The 13,882-nt window shown below is 65.8% G+C and carries 11 protein-coding genes; 5 read left to right on the plus strand and 6 right to left on the minus strand.

Features of this window, described 5'->3' with window-relative positions; translation table 11 throughout:
- Both KBA48_RS16430 and mprF read right to left on the minus strand, forming a co-directional pair.
- Nucleotides 1-1,259: AcvB/VirJ family lysyl-phosphatidylglycerol hydrolase (locus KBA48_RS16430; protein WP_292908274.1), on the minus strand; the 1,259-nt coding region annotated here is incomplete at its 3' end.
- Nucleotides 1,256-3,829, minus strand: a complete 2,574-nt coding sequence (gene mprF, locus KBA48_RS16435) for a bifunctional lysylphosphatidylglycerol flippase/synthetase MprF (RefSeq protein WP_292908276.1) — start codon at nucleotides 3,827-3,829, stop codon at nucleotides 1,256-1,258. The genes mprF and KBA48_RS16430, both read right to left, overlap by 4 nt.
- 197 nt (nucleotides 3,830-4,026) lie before the next feature.
- On the opposite strand from mprF, the gene KBA48_RS16440 reads away from it, so the two are divergent.
- Nucleotides 4,027-5,487, plus strand: coding sequence for an NCS1 family nucleobase:cation symporter-1 (locus KBA48_RS16440; RefSeq protein ID WP_292908278.1), 1,461 nt, complete (start codon nucleotides 4,027-4,029; stop codon nucleotides 5,485-5,487).
- Here KBA48_RS16440 and KBA48_RS16445 read toward each other — a convergent pair.
- Complete coding sequence (locus KBA48_RS16445) at nucleotides 5,474-6,634, minus strand: diguanylate cyclase (RefSeq protein ID WP_292908338.1); 1,161 nt, start codon at nucleotides 6,632-6,634, stop codon at nucleotides 5,474-5,476. The two genes, KBA48_RS16440 and KBA48_RS16445, sit on opposite strands and share 14 nt — an antisense overlap.
- Nucleotides 6,635-6,848: 214 nt before the next feature.
- Between KBA48_RS16445 and KBA48_RS16450 the strand changes: the two genes are divergently transcribed.
- Entirely contained in the window at nucleotides 6,849-8,786 is a 1,938-nt protein-coding gene (locus tag KBA48_RS16450) for a TonB-dependent receptor (protein ID WP_292908280.1), read from the plus strand.
- 4 nt (nucleotides 8,787-8,790) lie between these two features.
- On the opposite strand, the gene KBA48_RS16455 is transcribed toward KBA48_RS16450, so the two are convergent.
- The 3 genes from KBA48_RS16455 to KBA48_RS16465 are packed head-to-tail and all read right to left on the minus strand — an operon-like array spanning nucleotide 8,791 to nucleotide 11,395.
- Nucleotides 8,791-9,684 (minus strand): alpha/beta hydrolase, encoded by an 894-nt coding sequence (locus KBA48_RS16455; RefSeq protein WP_292908282.1) that lies wholly within the window; start codon nucleotides 9,682-9,684, stop codon nucleotides 8,791-8,793.
- Nucleotides 9,685-9,724: 40 nt separating this feature from the next.
- A complete protein-coding gene (locus KBA48_RS16460) occupies nucleotides 9,725-10,720 on the minus strand; it encodes an inorganic phosphate transporter (RefSeq protein WP_292908284.1) in 996 nt (331 codons plus the stop codon).
- A 21-nt stretch (nucleotides 10,721-10,741) separates the two neighbouring features.
- On the minus strand, nucleotides 10,742-11,395 hold the full coding sequence (locus KBA48_RS16465) for a DUF47 domain-containing protein (protein ID WP_292908286.1): 654 nt from the start codon (nucleotides 11,393-11,395) through the stop codon (nucleotides 10,742-10,744).
- Nucleotides 11,396-11,598: 203 nt separating this feature from the next.
- On the opposite strand from KBA48_RS16465, the gene KBA48_RS16470 reads away from it, so the two are divergent.
- The 3 genes from KBA48_RS16470 (at nucleotide 11,599) to ribB (ending at nucleotide 13,869) form a co-directional block, all read left to right on the plus strand.
- Nucleotides 11,599-12,027, plus strand: coding sequence for an NUDIX hydrolase (locus KBA48_RS16470; protein WP_292908288.1), 429 nt, complete (start codon nucleotides 11,599-11,601; stop codon nucleotides 12,025-12,027).
- Between the two features lie 105 nt (nucleotides 12,028-12,132).
- Complete coding sequence (locus tag KBA48_RS16475; RefSeq protein WP_292908290.1) at nucleotides 12,133-12,723, plus strand: riboflavin synthase; 591 nt, start codon at nucleotides 12,133-12,135, stop codon at nucleotides 12,721-12,723.
- A 3-nt stretch (nucleotides 12,724-12,726) separates the two neighbouring features.
- Nucleotides 12,727-13,869 carry a 3,4-dihydroxy-2-butanone-4-phosphate synthase gene (ribB, locus tag KBA48_RS16480; RefSeq protein ID WP_292908292.1) on the plus strand — a complete coding sequence of 381 codons (1,143 nt, stop codon included), beginning with the start codon at nucleotides 12,727-12,729 and terminating at the stop codon, nucleotides 13,867-13,869.
- Nucleotides 13,870-13,882 lie beyond the last annotated feature (13 nt).

A 13,882-nucleotide genomic window follows, 5' to 3' on the forward strand; every position in this document is an offset into this window, starting at 1 on the left:
CCCTTCACCCGCCGGTCGATGCCGGCCAGGGTGATGTCGGCCAGGTGCTCATAATCGCCGTCGAAATGGTGACCGCCCTCGGTTTCCACCAGTTCGATGCCGGTGCCTTTCAGGGTTTCGCACACGCCGTCCTCATCCTCCTTGCCGTCGAAACATTGCAGGATCTTCGGGTCGATGCGGTCCAGATCGGGCCGGGTGGGCTGCGTGCTTTCGCTGTTGGCGGTGAGGATTTCGCCCACCGTCACCTCAAAATTGGCGCGGGCCGACAGGGCCAGCAGAGAGATCTGCACCACGCTTTGCCGCTGGTCGGCGGGCAGCAGGTTATAGAGCGCGGGCATGACGTCGGCGCCAAAGGAATAGCCGATCAGCACCACCTTATCGATGCCCCATTCCCGGCGGTAATGGGTGATCAGGCGGGACAGGTCGATGGCGCTGTCCTCCGGCGACCGCCAGGCCCAGTAATAGCGCAACATGTCGACACCAACGGTGGGCACACCCTGGCTCTGCAGCCGTTCGGCGATGTCCTTGTCCAGGTCGCGCCAGCCGCCATCGCCGGAATAGACGATGGCCAGCACCCCATGCCTGGCGTCGGCCGGCAGTTCCGTCAGCGGCAGGTCGGACAGTTCGGTGTCCCCCTGTGCCTGTGCCCGCCGCGCCAGTTCGGCGATCAGCCGTTCGCCCGGCCGCCCGCCGCCCGTGGGGCGGGTGACGGGCACGTCCTGGGATTGGGGATTGGTGCAGAGCGGGCGCGGCGGGGGCTGTTTGCCCTCGTCCACCGCCACGACACCGCCCAGGATGGCGGGCGTGCCTGTCCCGGCGATGGCGACGGCCATATCGGCCCCGGCGCCGATGCCGGCCAGGATGGGCAGGTTGTAATGGCTGAGGCCCAGGCTGCGCTGGGCGGCGTGGGAAATGTCCTGCACGGCCCAGCTTGGATCGACGCAATCGCCATCGGCCTTGGCGATGCCGTCCCGCACAGCCTTGAGGTCCAGGCCGATGACATTGCTGCCGCCATGCACCAGACGGCGGGCCAGATGGTCGGCGCGGGCGTCCCAGCCTTCGGGTCCGGTGAACAGCACGACGACCGGTCCCTGTCCGCCGCCCTTGCCCTCCATCACCCGCACGGGGCCCAGCAGGTCGTTGGGCGGCAGCTTCACCCGAGGCGGCGCGATGTCATAGCGGTGTGCCCACCAGGCGGGAACCGACAATCCGGCAAGGCCCGCGACAAGCGCGAACAGGAACAGGGAACGCATTTTCATTTACCCACCACTCCCCGCAAGCCGCCGGCGATCAGCACCGTGATGTCGGCCAGGGCCAGCATCGGGTTCAACCCGCCGGGCACCGCCATGTAGCGCGCTTCCCATCCCGGTCCGAACTTCGATTTGAAGGAACGCAGGCCGCTGAAATTATAGAAGCGGTCGCCGCGTTCATAGACGGCGCGCCCCACCTGCTGCCACAGGCCCACGGCGCTGGCCGACAGGCCCGACAGCGGCGCCATGCCCAGATTGAAATGGCCGTAGCCCTCGGCCTTGAAATGCTGGATCAGGCGCAGCAGCAGATATTCCATGACGGCCGGCGGCGCATCGCTGGAAAAGCGCATCAGGTCGATGCTGGCTTCCTGCCGCTGGCCCGTCATCATCAGACTGGCGAAGGCCACGATACGGCCGCGCAGGCGCAGCACGGCCACCGGGCGCAGGGCCACGTAATCAGGGAGGAAAGCGCCCAGCGAGAAGCGTTTCTCCCGCACATTATGCGCTTCCATCCAGTCATCGGACACGGCGCGCAGTTCCGTCATGATGGCCGGCACATCCTCCACCCCGACCAGGGCGAATTCCAGGCCGGCCTTTTCGCAGCGGTTGGAACTGTTGCGCAGGTTGGCGCGCTTGGGCCCCTTCAGGTCGAAATTCGCCAGATCGATCCGCGCCTCTTCGCCCAGCTTGAAGGCGACAAGGCCGACATCGGCGTAAAGCGCCAGATTTTCCGGCGTCACCTGATAGAAGACGGCGCGTCCGCCCGAGGCACGGGCCATTTCGACGAAGCGCCAGATCAGTGGCGCCCATTCCTCCTCCGGCCCCACGGGATCGAACAGCGCGATCCAAGACCGGCCCTGCCTAGCATACATGATGAAGGCGGCGCCATTGTCGGAGAAGAGCAGCTTCTTGTCGCCCAGCAGGGCCAGTTGGGCGCCGGGGCGCGGCTGTGCATCGATGACGGCACGGGCGCGGGCCAGGGCCTGGGCGTCGGGCGGGGGCTGGTCGGCCAGCACGGCGGGGCGCAGCAGGGCCCAGGCGGCCACCATGCCGGCCAGCAGCGTGACGCCCAGCAGCGCGCGCAGACCGCGCGGCGCCTCGCCGGAAAATTCGAACTGCCACCAGAGGTCATGGGTGTAATCCACACCCTTGTAGACGAAGAACAGCACCGACAGGGCCGTGATCAGCAGCAGCCCGACCGCCACCAGCCAAGGCCGGGTGAGGGCGGAGTGCAGCAGTGACGCCTTGCGCGTGAATTCGCCGCGCGCCAGCAGCAGCAGGGTCAGCAACAGGGCCAGCAGCACCATTTCCGTCAGGGCCAACGCCTTGGCCAGGGCCAGCACCATGGCGGCCAGCACGATCGACACGGCCGCCCACCAGGCCCCGTCCAGCCGGTAGGTGACGCCGCGTGCCACCACGAACAGCATCAGCCCTAGCACCGATGACAGGAAATGTGCGCCTTCCACCAAGGGCAGGGGCAGGAAGCCGGACAGGAGGTCCAGGCGCGAATCGTCGGCCGGGGTGACACCGGAAAAGACCAGCATGCTGGCCAGCAGCAGGGTCAGCGCGCCCAGCACCGGTGGCGACAGGCGCCGCCCGGCCATCACCACCCGGCTGCCCGACAGCCAGAGGGCCGCCCGGCGCGTTTCCAGCAGCGCCACCGCCAGCCCGGCCAGCAGCAGCGGCACCACATGATAGATGATGCGATAGAGCAGCAGGGCGCCCAGCACCTGTTCGGTATCCGCCCGACCGCCGACGGCGGCGAGCACCACGGTTTCGAACACGCCCAGCCCGGCCGGCACATGGCTGAGCACGCCCAGGCCGATGGCCACGGCATAGATGGCGATGAAGGCCGGCAGGCCGATATCGATGGAGGGCAGCAGCACCCACAGCACCGTGCCCGCCGCCGCGATATCCACCAGCGTGGCCGCGAACTGGATCAGCAGCAGGCGCGGGGCGGGCAGGTCCACGGTCCAGCGGGCGATCCGCAGGCTTTCATGCCGGCCCGAGGCCACCACCAGTGCCGCCAGCAGCGCAAGTCCGATTGCCCCCACCGCATGGCCGATCCAGCCCGGCAGGCCGAGACCGGTCACGTCCCCCGCGATAAAAAGCCCCAAGGCCGTAGTGCCGGCCACGCCCAGGCCGAAGGTTGCGGTGACGAAGCCGACGATGCGCGCCACCTCCTCCGGCTCCAGCCCGTGCGGGGTGTAGAACCGGTAGCGGATGGCGCCCGCCGTCAGCGGCCCGAACCCCACCGTATTGCCCACGGCATAGGCGCAAAAGGAGGTCAGGCCGATGACAGGATAGGGCACCTTGCGCCCCACATAGGTCAGCGCCGTCCAGTCATAGAAGGTCAGGGCCAGGAAACTGAGTCCCGTTGCGGCCAGGGCGGCGCCAAGGGCCCAGGGCGGCGTGGCGCGCAGGGCATCCACCACCTCCCGATAGGAGATTTCGGCCGCCAGATGCGACAAGGCCGTCCAGGCCAGGGCGCCTACGGCCAGAACCACCAGCCCCGTCGCCCCACCCTTCGCCCAGGCCCGCCAGGCGGGGGCCTGCTCGTCCGTTGTCAACTCCGCCATGGTACGCGATCACCCCTTGGGACCCTTCTGCCAATGGTCCTCGTTGGTTGTCATCGGCCAACTTCCTGCACACGGCAAATTACTTCTATGTCATCCTGTGCCCGTCTTTAACAAGATTGTCGCTCCTTCCGTGACCGGCCGGTGGCGCGGTGCCGGGGTGAAGGGACCAACAACCGCGCGACGCAGGGGGCAAGGGGATGACGGGATCGGTCGATACCGGGTCGGGCATCTGGAACGAGGATCTGGCGCCGGTCCCACCCGGGCGGCGAACCTGGAACTGGGTGCATTACGCCTCGCTGTGGATCGGCATGGTCATGTGCATCCCGTCCTATCTGCTTGCATCGGGCCTGATCCAGCAAGGCATGTCGGCATGGCAGGCCGTGGGAACCGTACTGGCCGGCAATCTGATCGTGCTGGTGCCCATGGTGCTGATCGGGCATTCGGGGGCCAGATATGGCCTGCCCTTCGCCGTGATCGTCCGGTCCAGCTTCGGCACACGGGGCAACAAGCTGCCGGCGGCCCTGCGGGCGCTGATCGCCTGCGGCTGGTTCGGCATCCAGTGCTGGGTGGGCGGCAGCGCCATCTATGCCATCGGCAACATCATCACGGGGGGCGCGCTGGCCGGGGACAAGATCGCCGCCTTGGGCATCGATGCCGGGCAACTGATCTGTTTTCTGTTTTTCTGGGCGCTGCATCTCTGGTTCATCCGGCGCGGGCCGGACAGTATCCGCTGGATCGAGACGATCACGGCGCCCCTGAAGATCCTGATCATGCTGGCCCTGCTCTGGTGGGCCTGGGACAAAGCGGGCGGGTTCGGGCACATGCTGTCGGCGCCCTCGCAATTCGTGACCGGTGGCGCCAGGGAAGGGCAGTTCTGGTCTGTATTCTGGCCGGGCCTGACGGCCATGGTCGGTTTCTGGTCCACGCTGGCCATCAATATTCCCGACTTCACGCGCTTCGCCCGCAGCCAGAAGGATCAGATGCTGGGCCAGTCTGTGGGCCTGCCCCTGCCCATGGCGCTGCTGGCCTTTGTCTCTGTTGCCGTCACCTCCGCCACCATCATCATCTATGGCGAGGCGGTGTGGGACCCGGTGGATCTGGCTGGGCGGCTGGAAGGCATCGCGGTCGCCATCGGCCTGATCATCATCACCATCGACACGCTGTGCGTTAATCTGGCCGCCAATACGGTGGGGCCCGCCTATGATTTCTCCGCCATTTTTCCCCGGCATGTCAGCTTTACCACCGGTGGCTACATCACGGCGGGAATCGGCATCGCCATGATGCCCTGGAAACTGATCGAGACGACGGATGGCTACATCTTCACCTGGCTGATCGGCTATGGCGCGCTGCTGGGGCCGCTGCTGGGCATCATGCTGACCGATTACTGGCTGATCCGGCGTCAGGTCCTGAACGTGCCAGCGCTGTTCCAGGTGGATGGCGAATATGGGTTCCGGGCCGGGTGGAACCCGGCGGCCCTGATCGCCTTTGCCCTGGCCGTGGCGCCCAACATTCCCGGCTTCCTGCATGCCGCCTTTCCCGGCGGTTTTGCCGGTGTGCCGGGCTTCTTCGTGGGGCTTTACAATTATGCCTGGTTCGTGGGGCTGGGGATTGCGGCCCTGGTCTATGGGCTGTTGATGCGGCGGGTCACGCCACGCTGACCGCGCCGCGCGGTTCGGGCGGGCGGGCCGCTTCGAAGCGAACACGATTGCGGCCCAGTCCCTTGGCCACATAAAGCGCGGCATCGGCCCGCGACATCAGATCGGTCAGGCCGCGATCGTCGGGTGCCAGGGTGGTGGCCCCGATGCTGGCGGTGAAGGTGGGCACGCCGGCACTGCGGTCGGCCTCCAGCAGGGCGCGCAGTTTTTCCGCCACCAGCAGCGCGCCTGCCTCTCCGGCGCCGGGCAGAACGATGGCGAATTCCTCTCCACCCGTGCGGCCGATCAGGTCCCCCTGACGCAGGGCCGTCTGTACCAGTTCGGAAAAGCGGACCAGCACGGCATCGCCGGTGGCATGGCCATGCTTGTCATTGATGGCCTTGAAATGATCCAGATCGATCAGCAGACAGGACAGTTCGGTGCCGTCGCGCCGCGCCTGGATGATGGCCGCCTCTCCGGTATCCACAAGGAAGCGGCGGTTGGGAAGGCCGGTCAGCCCGTCGCGCGTGGCCAGATCGAACAATCGACCGGCATAGACCCGGATACGCGTCACCATGGGGCGGAAGATAAAAAAAGCCTCTGCCAGCAACGTGGTCAGCAGGATGGCCAGCACCACCTTCTGCGCCTGCTGCAGCCAGCGCGTACGGCCATTGGCCTCCGCTTCGAAGATGCTGACGGCATGGTCCAGCGAGGGCAGCAGCGTGCTGCGGGCGGCGGTGTGGAACCGCTGATACGCTTCCTCGTCCCGGCTCTCGGCGAACCGCTCCGCTTCCCCCAGGAAGGCGTGCACGGCAGCATCCAGCGGTGTGGCCCCATCGAAATAATGGGCCCGCGCCTCTGCCGATAACGGATTGGAAATGCCAAGGTCGTTGCCATGCACCAGCGCATCCTGTGAGCGGCGCATCAGGGCGATGGCGTCCAGCAGCGCCTGACGCGCGCTTTCATCCCCCTGGCGCAGGTCGGTACCCAGCAGGGCGATGCGCTGAGACAGCATACGCTGCCGGCCCGCGACATTGATGATGGTCGCGGCGTCGCGCTGTTCGGCGATGACATTGTCCAGCAACAGATGGACCCCGCCGGACAGGAGCGCGATCAAGGTCAGCGCGATGACATATCCGGCGGTCAGCCGGCTCACCACATGGCGGTCCATCGTCACTCCACCCTCTCCCCGATCGCACACACAATTCCCAACAGCTAACCCCCGGATGTGATTTTGCGAAACTGTGCAATCGCATAGGTCGGAGGAATTCGGCGGCCGCCAAATTGACACCGATCACAGAACATATCCGATGGCGGACATGTTGGGTCTGTGCTATACGCACCCCGCCGATTAAAAACGTTAACCAAGAACAGGCAGTAATCCCATGTTTGCCCCGAAGGTTCCCGGACTGTCGCTGGCTGTTTCCGCCGCGGCCCTGTTGCTCTGTGCGCCCGTGGCGGCGGCACAGGATGCCGGCGCTGACAATGTCGTGCGCAACGCTACCGATGCTTTCGGCCTGCGGGTCGGGACCGAATCCATCGGGCTGTATGATGCCGGCAATGTGCGTGGGTTCAGCCCCGACAGCGCCGGCAATGTCCGGCTGGAAGGGCTGTATATCTCCCAGCAGGGCGCCCTGTCCGACCGGGTAGTGGAGGCGACCAGCATCCGGGTGGGGCTGAACACGGTCGGCCTGCTGTTCCCGGCCCCGTCGGGCATCGCCGACCTGTCGTTGCGCAAGCCGGCGGAAACGGGGGCTGAACTGGTTCTGGGCATCGACCCGTTCACCTCCCCCTATCTGCAACTTGATACCGGTTATGTCAGTGGCGATGGCCGGTTCAGCCTGGCCGCAGGTTTGGCGGCGCATCCGGATCAGAATGGCGCCTTTGGCGGGGACCAGCGGGCATGGTCCGCCGGGTTCGTGCCGCGTTGGCAGATGACAGAGGCGGTGACCCTGACAGCCTATGCCGACTGGGACCGGATGAAGGATGGGGAGGTGGTGCCCAGCTACCTGCCCGATGGTCCCACCCTGCCACCCCATATCGACCGCGATGTGGACCATAGCCTGGGCTGGGCTGACTGGGCCTATGAGGTGGAGAATCAGGGGGTGATCCTTGATGCTGGGTTGGCCGAGGGACTGGTGGCGCGGGCGGGGCTGTTCCGGTCGGTGCAGCGCCTGCCCTATGACGCCTTTGCCCTGTTGTCGGTGACCCCGGCGCGGGAGGGGGAGATGCTGCATGTGCTGTTGCCCGCCACCCGCTATGCTGCCCTGTCGGGGGAGGCGTCGCTGGCCTATCAATGGCTGTCGGGCCGGGCGGGTCATACGCTGAGCCTCGCAGGGCGCGGCCTGTCGAAGAACAGCCGCAAGGGTGGGGATGTCGAGCTGAACTATGGCGACTGGCCCATGGATCGGCCACCCGCGACGGTCCGGCGCGATATCAGCTTTGACCAGCCGCAGGATCGTGACCGGGTGCGGCATTATACGCTGGGTCTGGCCTATAACCTGTCCTGGGACGGGCGGCTGGACCTGGGTGCGGGCATACAGAAGGCCGATTACACCAAGACCACGCGGCCGGGGGCCGGCGGCGGGGCGCGGGGATCGTCGGCCCCGTGGCTGTATAATGCCATGGCGGCCTGGCGGTTCGACAATGGGTTGGTTACCTATGCCAGCTATTCACGCGGACTGGAGGAAAGCGGATCGGCGCCCATCACGGCGGTAAACCGCAACACTGTGCTGCCCGCCGTGCGGACGACACAGCGTGAACTGGGCCTGCGCCTGGGGCTGGGGCCGCTGACCCTGACCAGTTCGGCCTTTGATGTGCGCCGTCCCTATGACGGGGTGGATGCGGACGGGGTCTATGGTTTCCTGGGCAGCGTGCGGCATCGGGGGGTGGAGGCGTCCCTGTCGGGGGAGCCGGTGCCCGGCTTGTCGCTGGTGCTGGGGGCCGTGCTGCTGGACCCCGTCGTCTCAGGCACAGAGGTTAGGGAGGGCATGATCGGCCGCCGGCCGGTGGGGCAGACGCGCCTGCAATGGCAGGGCAGCGTCGATTATGCGCCTGACTTCCTGGATGGCTTGTCGGTCGATGTGATTGTGGACCACCGCGCCCGGACCACGGCGCGCGGCGACAATCTGGCCGATGCGCCGGCCTATACGCTGGTCGATCTGGGCTTAAGGCGCCAAATCATGGTTTGGGAACGGGAGATCGCGCTTCGCGCCCAGGTCCAGAACCTGTTCGACGCCTATGGCCTGCATGTAGCGGGTGACGGGGAGTATGAGCCGCTGTCCGGCCGTGCCTGGCGGGTGGCGGCAACCATGCGGTTCTGATGGCTTACCGCCGCAACCGGTCACGGATTTCGGCCTGGATCACGGGCCAGGTACCGGATTGCGGGTCGATCAGTTCGAAATGGCCGGCGCCGTCGATCTCCAGCTCCCGCACCTCTGGCCCCGTTGCCTTCGCCGCGTAATGCTGCGCGAAGGTGGGCGGCACGATGATGTCGCGGGTGCCGGAGATCAGGGTCAGGGCCAGATCCTTCACCGGCGCCTCCCCCGGTGAAGTGTCGGTGAAGGCGGCGGACCCGCGTCGGGCGGCATCGGTCAGCCGGTCCACCGTGTCCGGGCCGCCGCAGGCCGTGGGCCCGCGCTCGCGGTAATCACGCAGGTCGACGATGCCGGCCAGGGAGACGACGCCGCGCAGGTTCAGGGGATTGGCGGTTTTCAGTGGGCTGTCGGCGGGAAGCTGGGCGCGACCCGCCGCCCAGAGGGCCAGATGACCGCCGGCGGAATGACCGGCCACGGCCACGCGGGACAGGTCCAGCTTGTGCGCATCGGCCAGGGCGCGGACATGGTCGGTGGCGGCGGCCACATCCTGGAATGTGCCAGGATAGCCGCCGCCCGGCTGCCCCAGCCGGCGATATTCGATGTTCCAGACGGCGACGCCGGCATCGCTGAGCGCCTTGGCCATCGGGTTCATCAGATCGAAGGCCGGTACATCGCCCAGCCAGCAGCCGCCATGGATCAGGACCAGCAGCGGGTGCGGCCCCGCACCGCGGGGCAGCCAGAGATCACCGAACTGCTGCAGATCGCTGCCATAGGTGAGGCGGATGCCGCCGGTCACGGCCGGGCGGGCCAGCAGGTCCTTGTAGGTCAGGACGGGCGGCGGATCGGCCGCCAGCACGGGGGCGGACAGCATCAGGCAGGCGAGAAAGGCAAACAGACGCGACATGGCCGGCACCCGGTGGTGGATACCGGCCATGGTGGCGGGCTTACAGCACACGCGTCAACCAATAGAAGGCGGCGCCCACGGCGGCGGCCGCCGGCATGGTCAATACCCAGGCCACCAGGATGCCCTGGGCCAGACCCCAGCGCACGGAGGACGCGCGGCGGGCAGAGCCGACACCGATGATGGCGCCGGTGATCGTGTGGGTGGTGGAGACGGGCACACCCATGGCGGTCGCCGTGAACAGGGTGATGGCGCCCGCCGTTTCCGCGCAGGAGCCATGGACCGGCTTCAGGTCGGTCAGGCGCGACCCCATGGTCTTCACGATCTTCCAGCCGCCGAACAACGTGCCCAGGCCCATGCAGGCCTGACACGAGATCACGACCCAGAAGGGAACATGAAAGCCCTCGGGCATATAGCCCTGGCTGAACAGCAGGACGGCGATGATGCCCATGGTCTTCTGCGCGTCATTGCCGCCATGGCCCAGGCTGTAGAGCGAGGCCGAGACGATCTGTACGCTGCGGAATACCTTGTCCACCTTGAAGGGGGAGAAGCGCCGGAAGGTCCAGGAGACGATGGTCATCAGGATGATGGCCAGGATGAAGCCGACCGTGGGCGAAATCACGATGGCGACCGCCGTCTTGATCAGGCCCGACCCGACCACACCCGTACCCGCCTTGGCCACACCGGCCCCGACCAGCCCGCCGACCAGCGCGTGGGAGGAGGAGGAGGGGATGCCGCCCAGCCAAGTCACGATGTTCCAGATGATGGCGCCCATCAGGGCCGCGAAGATGACCGAGGCATCGATGACGCTGGCATCGACGATGCCCTTGCCGATCGTGTTGGCCACATGCGTGCCGAAAAAGACAAAGGCGATGAAGTTGAAGAAGGCCGCCATGATGACGGCGTTGCGCGGCGACAGCACGCGCGTGGACACGACGGTGGCGATGGAATTCGCCGCGTCATGCAGGCCGTTCAGGAAGTCGAACGCCAAAGCCAGTGCGATCAGGCCGATCAGGATCGGCAGGGAGATCAGTTCCATGGGGAATTCCGGCCGGGGCGATCAGACATTGTCGACAATGATGCTGTCGATGATGTCGGCGACATCCTCGCCCGCATCCAGGACGGCTTCCATCAGTTCCAGGATTTCGCGGATCAGCGCCTGGCGATAGGTGATGGGGGCGTCCAGACCGCCGCTTTCCTGACGCAGGCGGGCCTTGCCGGCGCGCAGGATCTTGTCGCTGTCGCTCTCCAGTTCCGACATCTCCCGCGTCATGCGGGTCATTTCCGTCACATGCCGGGGAATGTCGCGCAGCTTGGGCAGGCAATCCGGCAGGATGGCGGCCGCGCGCACGATCAGTTCGGACAGGGCGTGCATCTCGGCCGTGTATTCCATCGGGCCGGCTTCCGTCATGTGACGGGCCACGTCCTGGATCAGGTCGATGATGTCGTCCATGCGCTTGGCCAGGTCCTGGATGTCGGACCGGTCGAAGGGCACGATGAAGGAACGGTGAACGGCCGCCTGGATCTCCTTGGTGATCTTGTCGGCGTCATTCTCCGCCTGGTGGATGCGCTGGAAACGCATCTCCAGTTGGTCGCCATTCCTGACAAGATCACGCAGCGCCTCGGCGGCGACCAGGATCAGGCGGGCATGGTCGGTGAAATGGTCGAAAAACCGCTCTTCGCGGGGCATCATGGCCCGGAACAGGCTCAGCATCTTCTATTCCGATCAACGCTATCGCACAGGGTTGCTGCCGGCGCGGGGCCACAGCCTGGACGCCCATGTAACATTGAACCGGGCCGCATCGTAATGTTAATGTCACAAAACGGTCATGTTGAGCCGGGATACTGAGTGATTATCCATCGGGTGCAAGAACGGATAGCTATTCAGGCAGTGTGGTCAGGGTGTAGAATCAATAAATGGGTGATCGAAAAAACACTGTCCAGCATGCGGCCCTGCCGTTCCGCATGACCGAAACCGGACCGCAGATCTTGCTGGTCACCTCACGCGAGACGCGGCGGTGGATCATCCCCAAGGGCTGGGCCAAGAAAAATGTCGAACCGCAGGAGATGGCCGCCATCGAGGCGTTCGAGGAAGCGGGCGTGCGCGGCAAGATCAAGAGGAAGCCCGTCGGCGACTATACCTATGACAAGCGCCTGGATGACGGATCGACCGTCACCTGCGACGTGACCGTCCATGCGCTGGAGGTGGCGACGGAGCTGCCCGACTGGCCGGAGCGCACGCAGCGCGAGCGCCGCTGGTTCACGCCCGCCGAAGCCGTGGCTCTGGTCAGCGAGCCGGGATTGGTGGATATTTTCCAGAAGCTGGCGGTGAAATGGATGGATTGACCGGGGCCTTCCCGCGTCAGCATCCCATTAACCCGATCCCGCCATGCGCGCCGTGCATCCATAGCCCCCTCGCGCATTGTCGCGCCAAGCCCTAGGTTATGGCCCATGTTTACCGGAATCATCACCGATGTCGGCCGCGTCGTGGAGATCGAGCGCCGTGGCGACCTGAGACTGACCATCCAAACGCGGTTCGACCTGAACGGCGTGACCATGGGCGCGTCCATAGCATCCAACGGGGTCTGCCTGACCGTCGTGGAAAAGCTGGCCGACGCCTATAAGGTGGATGTGTCCGCCGAAACCATCGCCAAGACCACCGTCGGCGATTGGGTTGTCGGCACCCCGCTCAACCTTGAACGGTCCCTGAAACTGGGTGACGAGCTGGGCGGGCATCTGGTCTATGGCCATGTCGACGGTGTGGGCGAGGTCGTGTCGGTCACGCCCGACGGCGACAGCCATCGCTGGCGCTTCCGAGTGCCGCAGACCCTTAAACGTTTCATCGCGGCCAAGGGTTCCGTCGCGCTGAACGGCGTGTCGCTGACCGTGAACGAAGTCGATGACGATATTTTCGGCGTCAACATCATCCCGCATACGGCGGAACAGACGACCTTCGGCCTGATCGGGCCGGGGGCACGCATCAATCTGGAAGTGGATATGCTGGCGCGCTATGTCGCGCGGCTGGTGGGGAAGGACGCTTAAGACATGTCGGCCATCGAAACCCGTTTGACCGAAGAAGACCGTCCCGTGCTGTCCAGCACCGAGGAACTGATCGAGGAGGCCCGCCAGGGCCGCATGTTCATCCTGGTCGATGATGAGGACCGGGAGAATGAGGGCGATCTGGTGATCCCTGCCAGCGCCGCCACGCCGGAGGCCATCAATTTCATGGCGCGTTTCGGGCGCGGCCTGATCTGTCTGGCCATCGACAGCCCGATGAATGAGCGCCTGCGTCTGCCCCTGATGGCACAGCAGAACGGCACCCGTCACCAGACGGCCTTCACCGTGTCGATCGAGGCGCGGACGGGCGTGACCACGGGCATCAGTGCGGCCGACCGCGCCCGCACCATCCAGGTCGCCATTGACGAGAATGTCGACAGCCGCGACATCGTCACGCCGGGCCATGTCTTCCCGCTGCTGGCCCGCGATGGCGGCACCCTGGTCCGCGCCGGCCATACCGAGGCGTCGGTGGATCTGTCGCGCCTGGCCGGCCTGCCGGCGGCGGGCGTGATCTGCGAGATCATGAATGATGACGGCACCATGGCCCGCATGCCGGACCTGGTGAAGTTCGCGCAACTGCACGGGTTGAAGATCGGCACCATTGCCGACCTGATCGCCTATCGCCGCCGCACGGAAACCATCGTCGAACGCAGCTACCGTACCGTGCTGGACAGCCATTTCGGCGGCCGGTTCGAGATGATCGTCTATCGTAACCGCATCAGCGGGGCCGAGCATATCGCCCTGGTCAAGGGTGACATCCATGATGATGTGCCCGTGCCGGTGCGCATGCATTCGCTGAATATCGTCAAGGACCTGCTGGCCGACAGCCGCCATGGCCCCGTGGGCAGCCTGGAAGCGGCGATGAAGGCCGTGGGTGACGAAGGACGCGGTGTCATCGTGCTGATGCGCGATGCACAGCCCTTCTCGCTGGCCGACCGGCTGCGTGCCATCGATGATGGCAATGACGACCTGACCGGCGAGTTGCGCGACTATGGCATCGGCGCCCAGATCCTGAACGACCTGGGCGTGAAGAAGATGGTGCTGCTGAGCAATACCAAAAAGACGGTGGTGGGCCTCGAAGGCTATGGCTTGACCATTGTCGGTCAACGGGCCATACCCACCCCCTTCTGATCCTTTCAACATG

The organism is Niveispirillum sp. (assembly GCF_017996735.1).
Taxonomy (GTDB): Bacteria; Pseudomonadota; Alphaproteobacteria; order Azospirillales; family Azospirillaceae; genus Niveispirillum.